Below are 22424 nucleotides of genomic sequence, written 5' to 3'. Positions count from 1 at the left end.
ATCCCCGCCGCCATCCGCACATGCCGCCCGCGGAGGCCGCGCGGTGGGGATGCTTCCCGGCGGTGTGCTGTCGGCGCGGTGCGCCGGCCCGCGGTCGTCCCCGCCACCGCCCCCGGGTCGGGCCACTGCACGGCACCGCGGCGCAGAAGAACCCTCCTGCGCCGCCGTCATTGATGAAAGCGCCGCGGGATCAGTCCGCCGCGGCCTCGTCCCCGGTATCGTCGTCGGCTGCGTCCCCGCCTTCGGCGGTCTCTTCGGAGAAGGTCGCGAGGAAGGCGGCCAGATCCTGCGCATCCTCTTCACTCCGCACGCGGAAGCTCATCTTGCCGCGCGCGCCGCTGTCGTCGAGATACTCGCGCAGGAACGCGGTGGGATCCTGCAGGTAGGGGACCAGCGTGTCGGCGCTCCAGACCAGTCCGGCCTCGCCCGCCGCCTGCATCGACGAGGAATAGCGGAACCCCTCGACCGTGCCGGCGGTGCGGCCGACGACGCCGTAAAGGTTCGGGCCCACCCGCCCGTTGCGCCCCGCCAGGGTGTTGCCTTCGTCATCCTGCACGACGTGGCAGGACTGGCAGCGGCGGAACCCGTCTTCGCCCGCGGCCGCGTCGCCCAGGCCTTCGTGGTCCTGCGCGACGGCCGGGGCGGCGAGGGTGGCGAGCGTGGCTGCGATCTTGACTAGCTTCATCATGGCTCCCTTCGTAATCTGTTGCTGGCGCGCCCGGATTCCGCATACGGACAGGCCGCGCCTGACTGCACTATGGCGCCTGATCGCGGGCGCCGAAATCACCAAATGGTCGCGTGCCGCCGGGAGAGACGAAACCGCGACCGTTCTGCGGCGTTTCACGTCCCTACCGCGGGCATAGGGCCCATCAGGAGGGTTCGCCGCCCGTGTGGCTTATATCATTCCCCATCATTGCCGCGCTTACGCTGCTTCTGGCCGCGTTTACCGCCTTTCGGGCGATGCAGACCTCGCGCACGCCGCAGGGGGCCGTGGGCTGGGTGGTGTTCATCGCCGCGCTGCCCTTTGCCGCCATCCCGGCCTATTACATCTTCGGCTATGCCCGCACGGGGGATTATCGCCTGCGCCGGGCGGTGACGGAGACAGCGCTCAGCCGGTTCGAGCCGGGGTCGAGCGGCTATGCCGGGCAGGAGGCGCTGGACCGTCTGCAGCTGTTCACCGCCCTGGGTGGCGCGCCAGTGGTCACCGGCAACGGGGTCGAGCTGATCGAGAACGGGCAGCCCACCTACGACGCGATCATCGACGAGATCGGGCGCGCCCGGACCTACCTCTTGGTTCAGTACTACACCGTGCGCGACGACGAGGCGGGCGCGCAGCTGCTTGAGGCGCTGCTGGACGCCGCGCGGCGCGGGGTCAAGGTGAGGATGCTCTACGATCCCATGGGGTGTTTCCTGCTGACCCGCCGCTACAAGCGTGCGCTGATGCAGGGCGGGGTCGAGCTGGTCGCGACGCGCGGTCCGTCGCGGGTACTGGGGCGGTTCGGGCTGAACTACCGCAACCACCGCAAGACGGTGATCGTCGACGGGCTGGTCGGCTTCCAGGGCGGCGTCAACGTGGGCAACGAATACCTCGGCGCCTGGCGCGACACGCACACCCGGCTGACCGGCCCGGTGGTGGCGCAGTTGCAGATGGTCTTTGCCGAGGATTGGGCGATCCAGACCGACGTCACGCTGGATGACGAGCTGAACTGGGATCCCGGACGGGTCGAAGATGGACACGAGGCGCTGGTGCTGGGGTCGGGGCCGACCGACAGGTTCGAGACGGCAACGCTGTATTTCGGCGCCCTGGCGCATCAGGCGCAGCGACGACTATGGCTGACGACGCCCTATTTCGTGCCGCATTCCGACCTTGTCGCCGCGCTGTCTCTGGCGGCGTTGCGCGGGGTGGATGTGCGGGTGATGGTGCCCGACCGCCCCGACAAGTGGTCGCCCTGGATCGCGGCCTTCGGCTTTTTCGACGAAATCCGCTCGGCGGGGGTGCAGGTGCTGCGCTACGATGCGGGCTTCATGCACCAGAAGGTGGCGCTGGTCGACGACGACCTCGTTTCGATCGGAACCATCAACCTCGACATAAGGTCGTGCATGCTGAACTACGAAACCACGGTGCTGGTCCATGGCGAGGACATCGCCGGCCGGGTCGAGGCGATGCTGGAGCGGGACATGAAGGACATGCACGTGCTGGAAAAGCGGCTGGACGAACAGGCGCTGTGGCTTCGCGTGGCGGCACCGGTGATCCGGCTGATGGCGCCGGTGCTCTGACGGGGCGGGTGCGCAGGGGCGGCGAAGACGGGTGGGACGGAATGGACGGGCACGGCGACGGGCACGGCTGGAAAGGAGCCAAGCGGATGCAGACGGCAGGTTTCAAGATGGCCCCGCAGGCGGGCGGGCTGAAGCTACTCAGCTACAACATCCGCAAGGCGGTCGGGCTGGACTGGCGCCGCGATCCGGCGCGCATCCTCAAGGTGATCGAAAGCGCACAGGCCGATGTCGTGGTCCTGCAGGAGGCCGACAAGCGGCTGAAACCGCGCCCCTCGGTGCTGGATCGCGGGGTGCTGCGCGACATGGGTTACCAGGTCGCGCCGGTGGCCACGACGCCCGTCAGCCTGGGCTGGCACGGCAACGCGGTGCTGGTGCGCCGCCCGCTGACGATCGACCGGGTCGAACGGATCGACTTGCCGGGGATCGAGCCGCGCGGCGCGGTGGCGGTGACGGTCGAAACGCCCGACGCCGGGCAGCTGGTCGTCGTGGGCGTACACCTTGGGCTGCGGCGCAGGTGCCGGGTGTCGCAGCTGCTTGCGATCCGCAGGGCGCTGGGGTCCGACCGCCTGCCGCACACGCTGATCTCGGGCGATTTCAACGAATGGCAGGACGGATCCGGGCTTGATCCGCTGCGCGAGGGATTCGAGATCCTGAACCCCGGGCGCAGCTTCCATGCCTCTCTGCCCATGGCCTCGCTCGACCGGATCGCACATGGCCGGGGCATCGACCTGCCACGCTGCGGGGTGCTGGAAACCCCGCTGGCGCGGCGTGCCTCCGACCACCTGCCGATCTGGGCCGAGATCGCGCGCGTCGCCTGACGCACCTTCGGTCCGCGTCGCGTCGCATCGGGCCGGACCCGCCACCGGCCCCCGAATCCCGCCCGCCAAGCCCGGTCGCCTCTCGGGAACGCCCGCGGACCTGCCGCGTTGCGATTGGAACGCGACACCCGGGAGAGCGCAGCCATGTCGGATCAGGACGACAAAGCCACCAGCATCGAGGTCAAGCCCAACGGCCCCTTCATCGTCCATGGCCCTGTCCGGGTCGTCGACGAGGACGGAAGCGATGTCGAAACCGGCGAGGACAAGACCGTCCTGTGCCGCTGCGGTCGGTCGGGCACCAAGCCGCTGTGCAACCGGGTGCACACCCGCTGCGGGGTGCGCGACGACACCGAGGCCGAGCCCTATTTCGAGGACAAGGTCAAGACCTACACCGGCCGGGTCGACGTCCTGTGGAACCCGCTCGTCTGCTCGCACGCCGCGGTCTGCGTGAAGCGTGCGCCCGAGGCCTTCGATCCCGACCAGCGGCCATGGATCCATCCCGATCGCGGCGACTATCCGCTCGACCGGATTCGCGACGCGGTGCGCGGCTGCCCCTCGGGGGCGCTGCGGCTGGTCGAGGATGGCGGCACCCCCGAACATTTGATCGAAGGGGACCGCCCCGGCATCGTCGCCGAAGCGAACGGGCCGCTTTACGTCACCCGGATCGAGCTGCAGGACTGGCGCCCTGCGGGCGAGGGGGCCAGCCCCGACCGCTATACCCTGTGCCGCTGCGGCCTGTCGACGAACAAGCCCTTCTGCGACGGGTCGCATTCCAAGCTTGAGTGGAAGAGCCACGAAGAGGAGAATACCGGCGGGCAGGGCGACTGACCCCGCAGGCCCCGTGCGTCGGCGCCGATGGCCGGTATGGATGGCCGGCGTCGATGGCCGGCGCCGATGGTCTGTGGCGACGCAGGGGCTGCCATGGGCGCGGGCGATCACCTTGGTTGACGTCGCGCCCCCTTGCCAAGCCGGCGCGCGGCGGCTATATCGCGACTGACAGCGGCGCGTCGGGGTCCAAACCCGAAGGCTCCACCGGATGCTTATCATGACGGGCCGCGCGCCCGTTTCTTTGTTTCCGGAGACCCCTTTTGTCGGACCTCATCGCCAAAGCCCAGATCGACCGCAGGCTGGCCGAGATCATCACCCCGGTGATCGAAGATCTCGGATTCGAGCTTGTGCGCGTCCGCTATCAGGGCGGCAAGAAACCCTCTGTCCAGATCATGGCGGACAAGCCCGATGGCGGGATCGAGGTCGACGATTGCGCCACGATCTCGACCGCGGTCAGCGCCACGCTCGACGTCGAGGATCCGATCGAGGATGCCTACGCTCTCGAGGTGTCGTCGCCCGGCATCGACCGACCGCTGACCCGGCTCAAGGATTTCGACCTCTGGCAGGGCTACGTGGCCAAGCTTGAGACGAACGAGCTGATCGACGGGCGCAAGCGGTTCAAGGGCACGCTGGCCGGGACCGAGGGCAGCGAGGTCCTGATCGAGATCGAGGAGCAGGGCGAGGACCTGACCATCGGTTTGCAGTTCGACTGGCTGTCCGACGCCAAGCTGGTGCTGACCGACGACCTGATCCGCGACGTGCTGCGCAGCCGCAAGAACGCGGGCGAGATCGACGAGAAACAGTTCGATGCGGTCGAAACCGCGCTGGACGATGACGAGGATAACGGCTGAGAGCCGCAACAGGAGTAACGATCAATGGCGATCACATCGGCCAACCAGCTTGAGCTTCTGCAAACCGCCGAGGCCGTGGCGCGAGAGAAGATGATCGACCCCGGCCTCGTCGTCGAGGCGATGGAGGAAAGCCTCGCCCGGGCCGCGAAGTCGCGCTACGGCTCCGAGATGGACATCCGTGTCGCGATCGACCGCAAGACCGGTCGCGCGACCTTCACCCGCGTCCGCACCGTGGTCGAAGACGACCTGCTGGAGAACTACCAGGCCGAGCTGACCGTGGCGCAGGCCAAGGATTACCTCGCCGATCCCAAGGTCGGCGACGAGATCCGCGACGAGGTGCCGCCGGTCGAGATGGGCCGGATCGCCGCGCAGTCGGCCAAGCAGGTGATCCTGCAGAAGGTCCGCGAGGCCGAGCGCGACCGCCAGTACGAGGAATTCAAGGACCGCGCCGGCACGATCATCAACGGTCTCGTCAAGCGCGAGGAATACGGCAACGTCATCGTCGATATCGGCCGTGGCGAAGGCGTGCTGCGCCGGAACGAAAAGATCGGCCGTGAAAGCTATCGCCCGAACGACCGCATCCGCGTCTACATCAAGGACGTCCGCCGCGAGGCGCGCGGCCCGCAGATCTTCCTCAGCCGGACCGATCCGCAGTTCATGGCCGAGCTGTTCAAGATGGAAGTGCCGGAAATCTACGATGGCATCATCGAGATCAAGGCCGTCGCCCGCGACCCCGGCAGCCGCGCCAAGATCGGCGTCATCTCCTATGACGGCTCGATCGACCCCGTGGGCGCCTGCGTCGGTATGCGCGGCAGCCGCGTGCAGGCCGTCGTGAACGAGCTTCAGGGCGAAAAGATCGACATCATCCCGTGGAACGAGGATCTGCCGACCTTCCTGGTGAACGCGCTGCAACCGGCCGAGGTCAGCAAGGTCGTGCTCGACGAGGATGCCGAGCGGATCGAGGTCGTCGTGCCCGACGAGCAGCTCAGCCTCGCCATCGGCCGGCGCGGTCAGAACGTGCGGCTTGCCTCGCAGCTGACCGGGCTCGACATCGACATCATGACCGAGGAAGAGGAAAGCCAGCGCCGCCAGGCCGAGTTCGAGGAACGCACCAAGCTGTTCATGGACACGCTGGACCTGGACGAATTCTTCGCCCAGCTGCTGGTCTCCGAAGGCTTCACCTCGCTCGAAGAGGTGGCTTACGTCGAATCCGACGAGCTTCTGGTGATCGACGGGGTGGACGAAAGCACCGCCGAAGAGCTTCAGGCGCGGGCCCGCGACTATCTCGAAGAGCAGAACAAGAAGGCGCTTGACCATGCCCGCGAACTGGGGGTCGAGGACAGCCTGGTTGACTTCGAGGGCCTGACACCCCAGATGATCGAAGCGCTTGCGGAAGACGGCGTGAAGACGCTGGAAGACTTTGCGACCTGCGCCGACTGGGAGCTGGCCGGTGGCTGGACCACCGTCGACGGCGAACGGGTCAAAGATGACGGCGTGCTCGAAAAGTTCGACGTCAGCCTCGAAGAAGCGCAGACCATGGTGATGACCGCACGCATCCAGCTGGGCTGGGTCGACCCGGCCGAAATGGAAGCCGACGAGGCCGACGCCGACGACGATGCCGAAGGCGACGACGCGGAAGAGACCACCGGGGCCTGAGGCCTCGCCAGACCGGAGGACGGATGACGCGAGGCGGCCGGACAAAGCTTCGGGAAGATCCCGAACGCAAGTGCATCGCCACGGGCGAGGTCAACCCCAAGCGGGGGTTGATCCGTTTCGTGACCGGTCCCGATGATGCGATTTATCCCGACGTGGCGGGCAAGCTGCCCGGCCGCGGCATTTGGGTCAGCGCGGAACGCTCCGCGCTGGAACTGGCGGTGAAAAAGCGCCTGTTCTCGCGCGGAGCGAAACGTCAGGTCACCGTGCCCGACACGCTGATCGCGGATGTCGAGGCGGCGCTTCTGCGCCGCGTGACCGACCGGCTGGGACTGGCCCGCAAGGCGGGCCGCGCCGTCGCCGGGTTCGAGAAGACCAAGGACTGGCTCGACAAGGGCCAGGCGACGATCCTGCTGCAGGCCTCCGACGGGTCTGCGCGCGGCAAGTCGAAACTCTATCGCCCCGGCGGACGGGGGTCGTTCTTCGACATCCTGACCGCGACCGAATTGGGTTTGGCTTTCGGGCGGGAACATGTGATACATGCGGCGCTTGCCGCAGGCGGACTCACTGACGCGTTCAGGGATGACGCCGTGCGGCTATCGGGCGTTCGCGCAGACGATGACGGTGGAGATGGGTCCGCCGGGAAGGTGAAGAAGACCATATGAGCGAGAATGACGGCAAGAAGACCCTCGGTCTGCGCGGCAATGGCCCGCGCTCCGGCTCGGTGAAGCAAAGCTTCTCGCACGGGCGGACGAAGAACGTTGTGGTCGAGACCAAGCGCAAGCGTGTGGTCGTGCCGAAGCCCGGTGGCCACAAGCCGTCGGCTAACGCCGGCCCCGTGGGCGACCCCAAGAAACGCCCCGCAGGAATTACTGACGCCGAACTCGAACGCCGCATGAAGGCGCTCGCCGCCGCCAAGGCGCGCGAATCCGAGGAAGCCGAAGCCCGCGCCGCGGAAGAGAAGGCCCGCGCGGAAGAGCGCGAGCGTCGCCGTGCCGAGCAGGAGGCCAAGGAGCGCGAAGAGCGCGAGCGCGAGGATGCCCTGCGCGCCAAGGCCGAGGAAGACGAGCGCCGCGTCCGCGAAGAGGCCGAGGCCAAGGCCCGCGCCGCCCAGAAGGCGGCCGACCCCGCCCCGCAGGCCGGCCCCGGGCCCGTCGCCGACGATCCGGCGCGCGGCGGCAAGTCCCAGGCGACGACCCGGCGCGACGACCGCGACACCCGCGACCGGACGCCGAAACCCGCCAAGACGCGCGACGACGGCAACCGCCGCGGCGGCAAGCTGACGCTGAACCAGGCGCTTTCGGGCGGCGAGGGCGGACGCCAGCGCAGCCTCGCTTCGATGAAGCGCAAGCAGGAGCGCGCGCGTCAGAAAGCGATGGGCGGCCGGGTCGAGCGCGAGAAGGTCGTGCGTGACGTTCAGCTTCCCGAGGCGATCGTCGTTTCGGAACTGGCCAACCGCATGGCGGAACGCGTGGCTGACGTGGTCAAGTCGCTGATGCAGAACGGCATCATGGCGACCCAGAACCAGAGCATCGACGCCGACACCGCCGAGCTGATCATCGAAGACTTCGGCCACCGCGTCGTCCGCGTCTCGGACGCCGACGTCGAGCAGGTCATCGACATGGTTGAGGACAAGGCCGAGGATCTGCAGTCGCGTCCGCCGGTCATCACCGTCATGGGCCACGTCGACCACGGCAAGACCTCGCTGCTGGATGCGATTCGCCAGGCGAAGGTCGTGTCGGGCGAGGCCGGAGGCATCACCCAGCACATCGGCGCCTACCAGGTCGAGGATCCCACGACCAAGAAGACGCTGACCTTCCTCGATACGCCCGGCCACGCCGCCTTCACCTCGATGCGGGCCCGTGGCGCGCAGGTGACGGATATCGTGGTGCTGGTCGTCGCGGCGGATGACGCCGTGATGCCGCAGACGATCGAGGCCATCAATCACGCCAAGGCCGCCAAGGTCCCGATGATCGTGGCGATCAACAAGTGCGACAAGCCGTCGGCGAACCCCGACAAGGTGCGCACCGATCTGCTGCAGCACGAGGTCATCGTCGAAAAGATGTCCGGCGACGTGCAGGATGTGCAGGTCTCGGCGCTGAACGGTCAGGGTCTGGACGATCTGCTGGAAGCCATCGCGCTGCAGGCCGAGGTTCTGGACCTCAAGGCCAATCCGACGCGGTCCGCGCAGGGCGCGGTGATCGAGGCGCAGCTCGACGTCGGCCGTGGCCCGGTCGCGACCGTTCTGGTGCAGAACGGCACGCTGAAGCGCGGCGACATCTTCGTCGTGGGCGAGCAGTGGGGCAAGGTCCGCGCTCTGGTCAACGACAAGGGCGAGCGCGTGGACGAAGCCGGGCCCTCGGTCCCGGTCGAGGTTCTGGGTCTCAACGGCACGCCCGAGGCGGGCGACGTCCTGAACGTCGTCGACACCGAAGGTCAGGCCCGCGAGATCGCCGAATACCGGCACCAGCAGTCCAAGGACAAGCGTGCCGCGGCCGGTGCCGCCACGACGCTGGAACAGCTCATGGCGAAGGCCAAGGAGGACAAGAACGTCTCCGAGCTGCCGATCCTGGTCAAGGCGGACGTGCAGGGCTCGGCCGAGGCGATCGTTCAGGCGATGGAGAAGATCGGCAACGAAGAGGTACGCGTGCGCGTGCTGCATTCGGGTGTCGGCGCCATCACCGAAAGCGACGTGGGTCTTGCCGAGGCGTCGAACGCTCCGGTTATCGGGTTCAACGTGCGGGCCAATGCTTCGGCCCGGAACACCGCGAACCAGAAGGGTGTCGAGATTCGCTACTACTCGGTGATCTACGACCTCGTCGACGACGTGAAGGCGGCGGCCTCGGGCCTGCTGTCGAACGAGATCCGCGAGAACTTCATCGGCTACGCCGAGATTCGCGAAGTCTTCAAGGTCACGGGCGTCGGCAAGGTTGCCGGGTGCCTCGTTACCGAAGGCGTGGCCCGCCGCTCGGCCGGTGTGCGCCTGCTGCGTGAAGACGTGGTGATCCACGAAGGCACGCTGAAGACGCTCAAGCGCTTCAAGGACGAGGTTTCCGAGGTGAAGTCGGGTCAGGAATGCGGGATGGCCTTCGAGCGCTACGAAGACATCCGCGAAGGCGACGTGATCGAGATCTTCGAACGCGAAGAAGTCGAACGCTCGCTGACCTGATGCCGGCAACGACCGGCGGCGCCCCTGACCGGGGCCCGCCCGGTCGCGCCCTCGCATCCTACGGAACATGAAAAAGGGCGGCCCGCGGGCCGCCCTTTTTCATGTCTGCCGATATGCCTTGCCCCGGTCGGGGGCTGTCGTCCGGTTTCGTTATCAGGCGGCGCGGGGGCCGACGGGGAAACCGGTATAGACACGTTCGCCCAGCTGGATAACGACGCGACCGTCATCAAGCGACCGAACAACCTGCCCCTGAACCGAGGCGCAACTTCCAATCTTGATCGTCTTCACCATCACTAAGCCTCCTTGCTGACGGTTCCGATAGACTGACAAAAAACTTTTAAACTTTCACCGACAAATTATGCGCATCTCCAGATTAACTGCACATAAGGTAAGCAAACCCTTAATTTTCGGAGGCTTGCGTCGGAGAAGTGTTGCAAATTGTCTACAGCCAGTCGCGCAAAATCGGGATCAGCGGAATATCTGCAGGCGGCATAGGGTAGCTGCGCAGTTCACCGACCCTGGCCCACGACAGGGTCTGCCCCTCCTTGGCGACGGGCGTGCCCTGCCATCTGCGGCAGGCGTAGAGCGGCATCAGCAGATGGAAGTCGTCGTAGCTATGGCTGGCAAAGGTCAGCGGGGCGAGACAGCTTTCCCAGGTGTCGATGCCCAGCTCTTCGTGCAGTTCGCGGATCAGCGCGGCCTCGGGCGTTTCGCCCTCCTCGACCTTGCCGCCCGGAAACTCCCACAGGCCGGCCATCGACTTGCCTTCGGGGCGCTGCGCCAGAAGGACGCGGCCGTCGCGATCGATAAGCGCGACGGCCGATACCAGGACCACACGCATCAGGAGCGGTAGTCCGCGTTGATGGCGATGTAGCGGTCCGTCAGGTCGCAGGTCCAGACCGTCGCGCGGCCCTTGCCCAGCCCCAGGTCGACGTCGAGCACGAGGTCGGACTGCTTCATGTAGGCCGCGCCATCCTCTTCGCGGTAACTTTCCGCGACCCATCCCTTTTCCGCGACCAGCACGTCGCCAAAGCGGATCGACAGCGTGTCGCGGTCGGCCTTGGCGCCGGACTTGCCGACGGCCATGACGATGCGGCCCCAGTTGGGATCCTCGCCCGCCACGGCGGTTTTGACCAGCGGCGAGTTCGCGATGGACAGCGCCACCTTGCGGGCGTCCGCGGGGGTGTCGGCGCCCGAGACGCGCACCTCGACGAACTTGGTCGCGCCCTCGCCGTCGCGGATCACCTGGTGCGCGAGGTCGCGCATCACATCCGTCAGGGCCGCCCGGAAGGCGCGGGCGCCCGCCGCGCGCATGTCGCCGATGCGCTTGGCCCCCGATTTGCCCGTGGCCGCGACCAGCACGCTGTCCGAGGTTGAGGTGTCGCCGTCGACTGTGATGCAGTTGAACGTCTCGTCCGCGGCCTGCGCGGTCATCCGTTGCAGGACAGGCTGGGCGACGTCGGCATCGGTGAAGATGTAGACCAGCATGGTCGCCATGTCGGGCGCGATCATGCCCGACCCCTTGGCGATCCCGGCGATCCGCACCGGTGTGCCGGCGACCTCGATCTCGGCCATCGCCCCTTTGGGAAAGGTATCGGTGGTCATGATCGCCCGCGCCGCGCCGGCGATGCCGTCGCCCGCCAAACCGTCCTTGAGCTCGGCCAGCTTGTCGGTAATGCGGTCATGCGGAAGGCGTTCGCCGATCACCCCGGTCGAGGCGGTGAAGACCCGCGCCGCGGGGACACCCAGCGTCTTGCCCACCGCGGTGGACAGGGCGGTCACCGAATCCTCGCCATGCTTGCCGGTGAAGGCGTTGGCGTTGCCCGAGTTCACGAGGATCGCGGCGCCCTTCGCCGGGTCGCCCCCAAGCTTTGCCTGGCAGTCGAGGACCGATGCCGAGCGGGTGGAGGAGCGTGTGAACACCCCGGCCACCGTCGTGCCGGCCGCAAGCTCGGCCAGCATCACGTCGGTGCGGCCCGCATAACGTACCCCGGCCGCGCCCGAGGCAAAGCGGACGCCCGCGATATCGGGCAGGTCGGGAAACGTTTCAGGCGCCAGCGGGGATACCGCCAGCGCCTTTTTCTTGGCCGGTGCCGCAGCGGCGGCATCACCCGCCGCGGAACGGTCCTGAAGCTTCGATTTCAGCTTCGAGACCTTCTTTTTCAGCGCCTTGACCTCTTTCTTCTTCTTGGCCATTGCCGCGTCGCCTTATTCGAACAGCGAACTGTCGCGGATCACCGCGGGGTCGATCTGGGTGTCGCCCTCGGTGACGTCGACATTGGCCGTCGCCTCTGCGATCAGCGCCTCGACGGCGGCTTGCTGCACCTGCTGTTCGATCTCGCCGCGGACCTCCTCCAGCGGCGGCGCGTCCTTCTGGCGGGTCTCGTTCAGCTTCAGCACGTGCCAGCCGAACTGGGTTTCGACGGGGTCGGAGATCTCGCCGGTTTCCAGCGCCTGCACCGCTTCTTCGAAGGGCGCGACCATCATGCCGGGCCCGAACCAGCCCAGTTCGCCGCCCGACGGGCCCGAGGGCCCGGTCGAGCGTTCTTCGGCCAGCGTCGCGAAATCGGCGCCGCCGTCGAGCTCTTCGATGATCGCCTGCGCCTCTTCCTCGGACTCGACGAGGATGTGCGAGGCATTCCATTCGGTCTGCGGCTCGGCGTCGGCAAATGCCTCTTCATAGGCGGCCTGAACGGCCTCTTCGGTGACGGCGGTGCGGGCGGCCTCTTCGATGACCTGCTGCGCGACCAGGGCGCGGCGTTCGTTCTCCAGCACCAGCTCGGTCCGCTCGGTGGGATCGCCCGCCTGCGCGCCCAGCGCGGTCTGCTGGATCAATTGTTCGAGAATGCCGTCGTACAGCACCTCGTCGGGCAAGGACTGGTATTGTTCGGGCAGGCGTTCGCCCAGCACGACCATGTGGCCCACGGTGATGTCGGTACCGTTCACGGTGGCGACGACGGTGTCGGCCGTCACGTCCGAGGCGGGGGTCTGCGCGGCCCCGTCTTCGGCGGCGTTTCCTGCGGTTTCCCCTTCGGTTTCAACGGGGGTATCGGTCGTGGTCCCGGTTTCGGCAGGGGTGGCGGCGGGATCGGAGGCGGTGTCCGAGGTGTTCTCCTGCGCGGTCAGCGGGAACGCGAAGAGGGCGGCGGTGGCGGTGGCGAGCCAGAGCGAGCGCGTGGCGGACATCTGGAATCCTTCCTATATGGGCGCCGGGACCGCTGGGCCCCGACGTTGACACTGAATAGCGGCCCCCTTACATCGCCTTGTGGCCGAGCGAGGGGGCCGCGATACGATTGCGCCTTGTCTACGGCGGCAGGCCCTGCCGGGCAAGCGATCGCCTCGCACGAAGTCGTCAGGAGAACGCATGCTGGGTATCGGAACGGTTGCCAAGAAGGTCTTCGGAACGCCGAACGACCGCAAGGTCAAGGCGACACAGCCACTGGTTCAGAAGATCAACGCGCTCGAGGATGAATTCCAGAACCTCTCGGACGACGAGATCAAGGCCCGCACCGCGAGCCTGCAGCAGCGGGCGGCGGGCGGCGAAAGCCTCGACGATCTTCTTCCCGAAGCTTTTGCCAACTGCCGCGAGGCGGCGCGCCGCGCGCTGGGTCTGCGGGCCTTCGACGTGCAGCTGATGGGCGGGATCTTCCTGCACCAGGGCAATATCGCCGAGATGAAGACCGGCGAGGGCAAGACGCTGGTCGCCACCTTCCCGGCCTACCTGAATGCGCTGTCGGGCAAGGGCGTGCACATCGTCACGGTCAACGACTACCTCGCCCGCCGCGACGCCGAATGGATGTCGAAGGTCTACGGTGCCCTGGGGCTGACCACCGGCGTGGTCTATCCCCAGCAGCCCGATGCCGAAAAGCGCGAGGCCTACGCCGCCGACATCACCTATGCCACCAACAACGAGCTGGGCTTCGACTACCTGCGCGACAACATGAAGTCCGAGCTGAAGGACATGTACCAGCGCGGGCACGGCTTCGCGATCGTGGACGAGGTCGACTCGATCCTCATCGACGAGGCGCGGACGCCGCTGATCATCTCGGGCCCCTCCGAAGACCGCAGCGATCTGTATCGCACCATCGACGCGGTCATCCCGCTTTTGACCGACGAGCACTTCAAGCTCGAGGAAAAGACGCGGAACGTGACCTTTACCGAGGAAGGCAACGACTTTCTCGAACAGCACCTGAGCCAGGCGGGCATCCTGCCCGAGGGGCAGACGCTCTACGACCCCGAGTCGACCAGCCTCGTGCATCACGTCAACCAGGGCCTGCGCGCGCACAAGCTTTATACCAAGGACAAGGACTATATCGTCCGCAACAACGAAATCGTCCTGATCGACGAGTTCACCGGCCGGATGATGGCCGGGCGGCGCCTGTCCGACGGCCTGCACCAGGCGATCGAGGCGAAGGAAGCCGTCGACATCCAGCCCGAGAACATCACGCTGGCGTCGGTCACCTTCCAGAACTATTTCCGCCTTTACGACAAGCTGTCCGGCATGACCGGCACCGCCGCGACCGAGGCCGACGAATTCCTGGAAATCTACAAGCTGGGCGTGGTCGAGGTTCCGACGAACCGTCCCATCGCCCGGGTCGACGAGGATGACGCCGTCTACCGCACGGCGAAGGAAAAGAACGCCGCCATCGTCGAGGCGATCAAGGTCGCGCATGCCAAGGGCCAGCCCGTCCTGGTCGGCACCACCTCGATCGAGAAGTCAGAGGCGCTGTCGGCGATGCTGGAGAGGGAAGGTCTGCGGCACAACGTGCTGAACGCCCGCCAGCACGAACAGGAGGCCGAGATCGTGGCCGACGCGGGCAAGCCTGGCGCCGTCACCATCGCGACCAACATGGCCGGCCGAGGCACCGACATCCAGCTGGGCGGCAACGTCGAGATGAAGGTGCTGCAGGCGCTGGCCGCTGATCCCGACGTGCACCCCGACGAGGTGCGCACCCGGATCGAGGCCGAGCATGCCAGCGACAAGGAGAAGGTCCTGTCTTCGGGCGGGCTGTTCGTCCTGGCCACCGAGCGGCATGAAAGCCGCCGGATCGACAACCAGCTTCGTGGCCGGTCGGGCCGTCAGGGCGATCCGGGGCGGTCGTCCTTCTTCCTCAGCCTCGAAGACGACCTGATGCGCATCTTCGGGTCCGAGCGGCTGGACAAGGTGCTGTCGTCGCTGGGGATGAAGGAAGGCGAAGCCATCGTTCACCCTTGGGTCAACAAGTCGCTCGAACGGGCGCAGGCGAAGGTCGAGGGCCGCAACTTCGACATCCGCAAACAGCTGCTCAAGTTCGACGACGTGATGAACGACCAGCGCAAGGTGATCTTTGCCCAGCGGCGCGAGATCATGGAATCGACCGATATCCATGAAATCGCCGAGGATATGCGCCACCAGGTCGTCGACGATATCGTCGACACCCACATCCCCGCGAAAAGCTATGCCGACCAGTGGGACGGCGAGGGGCTGTACGTGGCCGCGCTGGAAACGCTCGGGGTCGACGTGCCGGTGATGGCGTGGGTCGAAGAGGACGGCGTCGACGACCAGATCGTGCGCGAACGGCTGGAAAAGGCTTCGGACGAGTTCATGGCCGCCAAGGCCGCGCAGTTCGGGCCGGACAGCATGCGCCGGATCGAAAAGCAGATCCTGCTGCAGACGATCGACGCGAAGTGGCGCGAACACCTGCTGACGCTGGAACATCTCCGCTCGGTCGTGGGGTTCCGCGGCTACGCGCAACGCGATCCGCTGAACGAATACAAGAACGAGGCGTTCCAGCTTTTCGAAAGCCTGCTCGACACGCTGCGGGCCGAGGTGACGCGCAAGCTGTCGCAAATCCGTCCGCTCAGCGAGGACGAGCAGAAGGCGATGATCGCCCGAATCGAAGAGCAGCGCCGTGCGATGCAGGCCGCGGCCGAGGCGACGCCGCCGCAGGGCGAGGCCGAGGCGGAGGCCGCCGCGCCGGGGTTCGTCGAATCGGACCCCACGACCTGGGGCAACCCGGGGCGCAACGACCTGTGCCCTTGCGGATCGGGCAAGAAGTTCAAGCACTGCCACGGCCAGCTTTCCTGAGTTCCTTCCGAAATCTGGCCTGAAATGTCCCAAAGCCCGCCCGTCGGCCGCCATCTGAGCGGCCGATTCAGGGCGTAGGGCTCAACCTCAGAGATCGAGGGAGAGCAGGCCCATGGAACTGAAATCGTCCAGAACGACCTTGCGCGTGGCCGCCGTGACCGTCGCCGGCGCCGCGGCGCTGGTCTTTCTGCAATCGACCGGACCGACGCCCGCCACCGAGGCCGGGTCCGTGCGTCCGGCCGAAACCAGCGCCGCGCCCGGCGCGGCATTGCAGGGCAGCGACGATGGCGACAGGCTAGCCGATGCTGCGGCCTCCGGGGGGGGCGGAGGCTCCGCAGGCCCGGGGTCAGGCGGGCGGCGCGTCCGATACTGCCGCGGATTGCCAGCCCTCGCTGACCGGGATGGCCGTGCCGGGCGGCATGGTTCACCTGACGCTCACCGCGCCCTGCCACGCGGGCAATCGGATCGAACTGCGGCAGGGGCCTCTGCTCTTTGCCGACAGCATCGCGGACGACGGCACCTACATGGTTGCGCTGCCCGCGCTCACCCCGCGGCCCGAGGTCGAGCTTGCCATCGACGGCGGGGATATCCTGTCCACCCGGGTCGAGATGCCCGAGGGACCGGACCTGACCCACGTGGCCCTGCAGTGGGAAGGGCAGGCGGGCATGCACCTGCACGCGCTGGAATTCGGGGCGGGCTTCGGCGATGCCGGCCATGTCTGGGCCGATGCGCCGGGCGAGGTGACGCGTGCCGTCAACGGGCAGGGCGGTTTCCTGACCGAGCTGGGCGACCCCGCGCTGCCAGATCCGCTGCTGGCCGAGGTCTACACCCTGCCGCGCGAAGCCGCGCAGCCCGGCACGGTCACGCTGTCGGTCGAAGCCGCGGTGACCGAGACCACCTGCGGCCGCGATATCCGCGCCGAAACCCTGCAAAGCGACGCGGACGGCCTGCAACATGTCCGCACCCTGTCGCTCGCGATGCCCGGATGCGATGCCGTGGGCGAGATCGTGGTGTTGAAAAACCTGCTGCGGGACCTCAAGATCGCCGCAAGGTGAGTAGAGGAAGCTCCGGACCCGTCATGTATCATGTTCGCGCGGCAGTCGCTGCCGCGCTTTTCCTTGTTTCGGGGGCCATGAGCCTCGCCGCGGCGCCCGTCACGCTCGCCTCGCCAGACGGCGGGATCAGTGTCACCGGCGAATTCCTGTCGTTCGACGGCGAATTCTTTCGTCTCGACGTGCCCGAGGTCGGGGTCGTCACGCTGGACGGCGGGCCGCTTGCCTGCACGGGCGAGGCCTGTCCCGCGCGCGACGCTTTCGTCGCGCAGGTGGGCTTTTCCGGCGCGCGGCGGATGGGCGAGGTGCTGATGCCGGCCCTGGTAGAGTCCTTTGCCCTGCGCCGCGGTTATACCGCGGAGCGGGTCGAGGCGGGGGCGGACCGCCTGCAGTTGGACCTGACCGACCCTGCCGCCGGACGGGTGATCGCCCGGTTCACCTTTCACCTCGTCGATACGGACGAGGGCGTCGCGGATTTCCTGGCCGGAGAGGCCGAGATCGTCATGGCCCTGCGCGAGGTGCTGCCCGCGGAGGTCGAATTCGCGCGATCCGCCGGAGTCGAGGGGTTCGGCGCGCCGCGGCTGGCCCGCATCGTCGGGCTGGACGCGATCGTGCCGCTGGTGTCGGCGGCCAGCCCGCTGCGCGACATCTCGATGACCGATCTGGCGCGGCTCTACGGTGGCCGCGGGATGGCGGGGGCGTCGGGCGACCCGGTGACGCTGCACCTGGGCCCGGCATCGGACGGTCTGACACAGGCCTTCGCGCGCCGCGCCGCCCAGTCGCGGCCGGTCGGCGACGCCGTCGTGCGCCATCCTGACCTGGCCGCGGTGGCCGATGCCGTGGCACGCGATCCGATGGCGGTCGGTATCGGCAGCTTTGCCAACCAGGGCAACGCGGTGCCGCTGCGCCTGATCGGGCCCTGCGGTTATCCGGCCGAGGCCACGGACCGCAGCCTCAAGACTGAGGATTATCCGCTGACCACGCCGCTGTTCCTTTACCTTCCGCCCTGGCGGCTGCCCGAGGTGGCGCGCGATTTCGTCGATTTCGCGGTCTCGCCCGGGGCGCAGCCGGTGGTGCGGCGCACGGGCTTCGTCGATCAGTTCCCGCAGGCGATCCCGCTGGATTCCCAAGGCGCGCGGTTCGCCAACGCGATCGCGCGGGCGGGCGGTGACACCGGGCTGGACGAGTTGCAGGGCATGGTGGCGGCGCTGGATGACCGGGCCCGGCTTAGCGTGACCTTCCGGTTCGAAGACGGCTCGTCGCGGCTGGACGCGCAATCCCGGTCGAACGTGGCGCTTCTGGCGCAGGCGCTGAACCGCGGCGTTTTCGCCGACCGCAGCCTGCTGTTCGTGGGGTTCTCCGACGGGGTGGGGCCGGCCGCGACCAACCGTCGCCTGGCCCGGGCCCGGGCGGAAACCGTGCGCGCGGCGGTGTCCAAGGCAGCGGCGGAGCCCTTGGATGACGGGGCGCAGAACCGACTGGATTTGCGCATCGCATCCTTCGGAGAGGCGATGCCGATGGCCTGCGACGAGGTCGAGTGGGGTCGGCGGATCAACCGCCGGGTCGAAGTGTGGCTGGATTAGGTGCCACCGGTGTTAGAGGTGGCGGCTGCCAGAGATAGCCGCTGCTAGAGGTAGCCGCTGCCGCGAAAGCTGAGCTCGGTTTCCTTTCCCACGATCAGGTGGTCATGCAGTGTCACGTCGACTGCCGATAGCGCCGCCTCGATCCGCCGGGTCATCGCGATATCCGACTCGGACGGCGTGGGATCGCCCGAGGGGTGGTTGTGCACGAGGATCAGCGCCGACGCATTGAGTTCCAGCGCCCGCTTCGCGACCTCGCGCGGGTAGACCGGGACATGGTCGACCGTGCCGCGGGCCTGTTCTTCGTCCTGAATCAGGACGTTCTTGCGGTCGAGGAAAAGGATGCGAAACTGTTCGGTTTCGCGGTGGGCCATCGTGGTGTGGCAATAGTCCAGCACCGCGTCCCACCCACCGATCACCGGGCGCTGCATGACCCGGGCGCGGGCCAGCCTGTGGGCCGCGGCCTCCACGATCTTGAGCTCCTGCACAACCGCCTCGCCGACGCCCTTGACCTTGCGCAGCGCCTCGGGCGAGGCAGACACGACACGGTTGAAATCGCCGAAGGTCTCAAGCAGCAGTCGGCCGAGCGGCTTGACGTCCTGCCGCGGGATCGCGCGGAACAGCACAAGCTCCAGCAGTTCGTAATCCGGCATGGCCTGCGCCCCGCCGATCATGAAGCGGTCGCGCAACCGCTTGCGGTGGTCGCGGATGTAGGACGGCGTCCTTCCGTCCGACGTCATCCCCGCAGCGGAGGCAGCAGCCTCTGCGCCTGTAAAGAGCGGCAATCCCGCTTCGTCGAAATTTCCCTGTTTCATTCAGGCAGATTTGGCCCTGAGGGTAAACAGGCGGTTAAGAACCGGCCGGGCGCCCGAAAGGTCGCGCCCGGCCCCGAGGGGACTAGCCCTTCATCCCGTCCCAGAAGGTCTTTACCTTCGAGAAGAACGACGAGCTTTCAGGATTGTTGTCCTCGCTCAGCTTGTCGAATTCGCGCAGCAGGTCCTTTTGCCGCGACGACAGGTTCACCGGGGTTTCGACGGCCAGCTCGATATACATGTCGCCCGCGCCGCCGCCGCGCAGCATGGGCATGCCCTTGCCACGCAGGCGCATCTGCTTGCCCGATTGCGACCCGGCAGGGACCTTCACCCGGCTGCGACCGCCTTCGATGGTCGGCACCTCTATATCCCCGCCCAGGGCGGCGGTGGTGACCGACACCGGAACGCGGCAATGAAGATGATGCCCCTCGCGCTGGAACAACGGGTGCTCTTCCACCTCGATGAAGATGTAAAGATCGCCCGCCGGTCCGCCGCGCAGCCCCGCCTCGCCTTCGCCGGCCAGGCGGATGCGGGTGCCGGTTTCGACGCCTGCGGGGATGTTCACCGACAGCGACCGCTCTTTCTGCACGCGGCCGGCGCCGCCGCAGGCCGAGCACGGGTTCTTGACGATCTGTCCCGCGCCAGCACAGGTTGGGCAGGTGCGTTCGACGGTAAAGAACCCCTGCTGGGCGCGGACCTTGCCCATGCCCGCGCAGGTCGGGCAGGTCTGCGGTTCGGCCCCGCCTTCCGAGCCGCTGCCATGGCAGACCTCGCACTGGACCGCCGTGGGAACGGAGATCGTGCGTTGCTTACCCTGGTAGGCGTCGCCCAGCGACACGCGCATGTTGTAGCGCAGGTCCGATCCGCGCGTGGCCCGTTGGCCGCCGCGGCCGCGCTGGCCCCCCATGATGTCGCCGAAGAGATCGTCGAACACGTCCGAGAAGGCCGAGGCGAAATCGCCGCCCTGGTAGGCACCGCCACGGGGGCCACCGCCGCCGCCGCCCATTCCGCCTTCGAACGCGGCATGGCCGAACCTGTCATAGGCGGCCTTTTTCTCGGGGTCCTTCAGGACATCATAGGCCTCGTTCACTTCCTTGAACTGGGCCTCGGCCTGAGGGTTGTCTGAATTCCGGTCGGGGTGAAGCTCTTTCGCTTTCTTGCGATAGGCTTTCTTGATCTCGTCGGCCCCCGTACCTTTCGAGATCCCGAGCACGTCATAGAAATCGCGCTTCGCCATATGGTCAAATCCTCTGACAAATGAAACGACCGGCCCGGTGGAACAGGCCGGTCGCGTCATGTTCAAAAGGCGCCCAAATCAGGAGGCGCGTTTGTCGTCGCCCAGGTCCTCGAAGTCGGCATCGACGATGTCGTCATCGACGTCGCGCGGCCCGTTGTCGCTGTCGTCCGAGTCGTCATTGCCGCCGTCGGCCTTCGCCTGCTCGGCCTTGTAGATGGCCTCGCCCAGCTTCATCGCCGCTTCGGTGACGTTCTGGATGCCCGACTTGATCTTGCCGGCGTCCTCGGTTTCCAGCTGCTCCTTCAGGTTCGCGATGGCCAGCTCGATCGCCTCGATGGTGGTGGGGTCGACCTTGTCGGAGTGCTCTTCCATCGACTTCTCGGTCGAGTGGATGAGGCTTTCCGCCTGGTTCTTCGCCTCGACCAGTTCGCGGCGGCCCTTGTCGGCCTCGGCGTTGGTTTCGGCTTCCTTGACCATCTTCTCGATCTCGTCGTCCGACAGACCGCCCGACGCCTGGATCGTGATCTTCTGCTCCTTGTTCGTGCCCTTGTCCTTGGCACTGACCGACACGATGCCGTTGGCGTCGATGTCGAAGGTCACCTCGATCTGCGGCAGGCCGCGCGGCGCCGGCGGGATGTCCTCAAGGTTGAACTGGCCCAGCAGCTTGTTGTCGCTGGCCATTTCGCGTTCGCCCTGGAAGACCCGGATCGTCACGGCGTTCTGGTTGTCCTCGGCGGTCGAGAAGATCTGGCTTTTCTTCGTCGGGATCGTGGTGTTGCGGTCGATGAGGCGGGTGAAGACACCGCCCAGCGTCTCGATCCCCAGGCTCAGCGGGGTCACGTCCAGCAGCACGACGTCCTTCACGTCACCCTGCAGAACGCCGGCCTGAATCGCCGCACCCAGCGCGACCACCTCGTCGGGGTTCACGCCCTTGTGGGGCTCTTTCCCGAAGAACTTGGTCACTTCCTCGACGACCTTGGGCATGCGGGTCATGCCGCCGACCAGGACGACCTCGTCGATTTCGCCGGTCGAGATGCCGGCATCCTTGAGCGCGGCCTGACAGGGCTTGATCGAGTTCTTGATCAGGTCGCCGACCAGGCTTTCCAGCTTCGCCCGGGTGAGCTTCATCACCATGTGCAGCGGAGAGCCGGTGTCCTTGTCCATCGAGATGAACGGCTGGTTGATCTCGGTCTGGCTGGCGCTGGACAGCTCGATCTTGGCCTTCTCGGCGGCTTCCTTCAGGCGCTGCAGGGCCATCTTGTCCTTGGACAGGTCGACGCCATGCTCCTTTTTGAACTCCTCGGCGAGGTAGTTCACGATGCGCATGTCGAAGTCTTCGCCACCAAGGAAGGTGTCGCCGTTCGTCGACTTCACCTCGAAGAGGCCGTCGTCGATTTCCAGGATGGTGATGTCGAAGGTGCCGCCGCCGAGGTCATAGACCGCGATCGTCTTGGCGTCCTTCTTGTCGAGCCCGTAGGCCAGGGCGGCCGCGGTGGGTTCGTTGATGATGCGCAGGACTTCGAGACCGGCGATCTTGCCGGCGTCCTTGGTGGCCTGACGCTGCTGGTCGTTGAAGTAGGCCGGGACGGTGATGACCGCCTGCGTGACCTCTTCGCCGAGATAGCTTTCGGCGGTTTCCTTCATCTTCTGCAGCGTGAAGGCGGAAATCTGGCTGGGCGAATACTTCTCGCCCTTCACCTCGACCCATGCGTCGCCATTGCCGCCGTCGACAATGTTGTAGGGGAGGTTGTCGCGGTCCTTCGCGACCTCGGCGTCGGTGGTGCGGCGACCGACCAGACGCTTGGCGGCGAAGATGGTGTTCGTGGGGTTCGTCACCGCCTGCCGCTTGGCAGACTGGCCGACGAGCCGTTCGTTGTCAGTAAAGGCAACAATCGAGGGCGTCGTACGCGCCCCTTCAGCATTCTCGATCACGCGCGGCTGCGACCCGTCCATGATGGCAACGCAGCTATTGGTCGTGCCGAGGTCGATACCGATGACTTTGGCCATGCTCTTCAATCCTCTCATTGGCGATGTGTCCGAGGGCGGACCCGCGGGGCGGCATCCCCCCTCAATCCCAGTT

The 22424-nt window shown here is 66.8% G+C and carries 19 protein-coding genes; 10 read left to right on the top strand and 9 right to left on the bottom strand.

Going from position 1 to position 22424, the window contains the following annotated elements; translation table 11 throughout:
• Positions 1-190 precede the first annotated feature (190 nt).
• Positions 191-688, bottom strand: a complete 498-nt coding sequence (locus EKE94_RS10410) for a c-type cytochrome (RefSeq protein ID WP_235855977.1) — start codon at positions 686-688, stop codon at positions 191-193.
• Between the two features lie 200 nt (positions 689-888).
• On the opposite strand from EKE94_RS10410, the gene cls reads away from it, so the two are divergent.
• The 7 genes from cls (at position 889) to infB (ending at position 9596) form a co-directional block, all read left to right on the top strand.
• Entirely contained in the window at positions 889-2277 is a 1389-nt protein-coding gene (cls, locus tag EKE94_RS10405; protein ID WP_164870885.1) for a cardiolipin synthase, read from the top strand.
• Positions 2278-2363: 86 nt separating this feature from the next.
• A complete protein-coding gene (locus EKE94_RS10400) occupies positions 2364-3095 on the top strand; it encodes an endonuclease/exonuclease/phosphatase family protein (protein ID WP_235855976.1) in 732 nt (243 codons plus the stop codon).
• 144 nt (positions 3096-3239) lie between these two features.
• A complete protein-coding gene (locus EKE94_RS10395; protein ID WP_127906546.1) occupies positions 3240-3923 on the top strand; it encodes a CDGSH iron-sulfur domain-containing protein in 684 nt (227 codons plus the stop codon).
• Positions 3924-4183: 260 nt separating this feature from the next.
• Positions 4184-4774: a ribosome maturation factor RimP gene (rimP, locus tag EKE94_RS10390; protein WP_127906545.1), complete on the top strand. Its 591-nt coding sequence runs from the start codon at positions 4184-4186 to the stop codon at positions 4772-4774.
• A 24-nt stretch (positions 4775-4798) separates the two neighbouring features.
• On the top strand, positions 4799-6430 hold the full coding sequence (nusA, locus tag EKE94_RS10385; RefSeq protein WP_127906544.1) for a transcription termination factor NusA: 1632 nt from the start codon (positions 4799-4801) through the stop codon (positions 6428-6430).
• A gap of 23 nt (positions 6431-6453) precedes the next feature.
• The gene (locus EKE94_RS10380) at positions 6454-7092 is read left to right on the top strand and encodes an RNA-binding protein (RefSeq protein WP_127906543.1); all 639 of its coding nucleotides are present in this window, start codon (positions 6454-6456) and stop codon (positions 7090-7092) included.
• Positions 7089-9596: a translation initiation factor IF-2 gene (gene infB, locus EKE94_RS10375; RefSeq protein WP_127906542.1), complete on the top strand. Its 2508-nt coding sequence runs from the start codon at positions 7089-7091 to the stop codon at positions 9594-9596. The genes EKE94_RS10380 and infB overlap by 4 nt, the downstream gene beginning before the upstream one ends.
• Before the next feature lie 153 nt (positions 9597-9749).
• Here infB and EKE94_RS18660 read toward each other — a convergent pair whose 3' ends face one another.
• The 4 genes from EKE94_RS18660 to EKE94_RS10360 form a co-directional block, all read right to left on the bottom strand.
• Positions 9750-9887: a hypothetical protein gene (locus tag EKE94_RS18660; protein WP_164870884.1), complete on the bottom strand. Its 138-nt coding sequence runs from the start codon at positions 9885-9887 to the stop codon at positions 9750-9752.
• A gap of 151 nt (positions 9888-10038) precedes the next feature.
• A complete protein-coding gene (mutT, locus tag EKE94_RS10370; protein ID WP_127906541.1) occupies positions 10039-10437 on the bottom strand; it encodes an 8-oxo-dGTP diphosphatase MutT in 399 nt (132 codons plus the stop codon).
• Positions 10437-11792, bottom strand: a complete 1356-nt coding sequence (gene argJ, locus EKE94_RS10365) for a bifunctional glutamate N-acetyltransferase/amino-acid acetyltransferase ArgJ (RefSeq protein WP_127906540.1) — start codon at positions 11790-11792, stop codon at positions 10437-10439. The genes mutT and argJ overlap by 1 nt, the downstream gene beginning before the upstream one ends.
• A 12-nt stretch (positions 11793-11804) precedes the next feature.
• Positions 11805-12782 (bottom strand): peptidylprolyl isomerase, encoded by a 978-nt coding sequence (locus EKE94_RS10360; protein ID WP_127906539.1) that lies wholly within the window; start codon positions 12780-12782, stop codon positions 11805-11807.
• A gap of 178 nt (positions 12783-12960) precedes the next feature.
• Here EKE94_RS10360 and secA point away from each other — a divergent pair, with 178 nt between their 5' ends.
• Positions 12961-15663 carry a preprotein translocase subunit SecA gene (gene secA, locus EKE94_RS10355; RefSeq protein ID WP_127906538.1) on the top strand — a complete coding sequence of 901 codons (2703 nt, stop codon included), beginning with the start codon at positions 12961-12963 and terminating at the stop codon, positions 15661-15663.
• A gap of 87 nt (positions 15664-15750) precedes the next feature.
• On the opposite strand, the gene EKE94_RS19060 is transcribed toward secA, so the two are convergent.
• On the bottom strand, positions 15751-15879 hold the full coding sequence (locus EKE94_RS19060; RefSeq protein ID WP_268878280.1) for a hypothetical protein: 129 nt from the start codon (positions 15877-15879) through the stop codon (positions 15751-15753).
• Between the two features lie 86 nt (positions 15880-15965).
• Between EKE94_RS19060 and EKE94_RS10350 the strand changes: the two genes are divergently transcribed.
• Together EKE94_RS10350 and EKE94_RS10345 are read left to right on the top strand one after the other, a co-directional pair.
• Positions 15966-16718 (top strand): translocase, encoded by a 753-nt coding sequence (locus tag EKE94_RS10350; RefSeq protein ID WP_127906537.1) that lies wholly within the window; start codon positions 15966-15968, stop codon positions 16716-16718.
• Positions 16719-16741: 23 nt separating this feature from the next.
• Positions 16742-18298 carry a phosphate ABC transporter substrate-binding/OmpA family protein gene (locus EKE94_RS10345; RefSeq protein ID WP_127906536.1) on the top strand — a complete coding sequence of 519 codons (1557 nt, stop codon included), beginning with the start codon at positions 16742-16744 and terminating at the stop codon, positions 18296-18298.
• Between the two features lie 44 nt (positions 18299-18342).
• Here the strand turns inward: EKE94_RS10345 and radC are convergent, their stop codons facing one another.
• The 3 genes from radC to dnaK all read right to left on the bottom strand — a co-directional run bounded on the left by radC (position 18343) and on the right by dnaK (position 22351).
• Entirely contained in the window at positions 18343-19110 is a 768-nt protein-coding gene (gene radC / locus EKE94_RS10340) for a RadC family protein (RefSeq protein WP_127906535.1), read from the bottom strand.
• A gap of 82 nt (positions 19111-19192) precedes the next feature.
• Positions 19193-20344 carry a molecular chaperone DnaJ gene (gene dnaJ, locus EKE94_RS10335; protein WP_127906534.1) on the bottom strand — a complete coding sequence of 384 codons (1152 nt, stop codon included), beginning with the start codon at positions 20342-20344 and terminating at the stop codon, positions 19193-19195.
• A 78-nt stretch (positions 20345-20422) separates the two neighbouring features.
• The gene (gene dnaK, locus EKE94_RS10330; RefSeq protein WP_127906533.1) at positions 20423-22351 is read right to left on the bottom strand and encodes a molecular chaperone DnaK; all 1929 of its coding nucleotides are present in this window, start codon (positions 22349-22351) and stop codon (positions 20423-20425) included.
• Positions 22352-22424: the final 73 nt, after the last annotated feature.

Source organism: Mesobaculum littorinae (assembly GCF_004011175.1).
GTDB classification, from domain to species: Bacteria; Pseudomonadota; Alphaproteobacteria; order Rhodobacterales; family Rhodobacteraceae; genus Tranquillimonas; species Tranquillimonas littorinae.
Note: the sequence above shows the minus strand (reverse complement) of the source record. Positions and strands in the feature narration are given on the sequence as shown.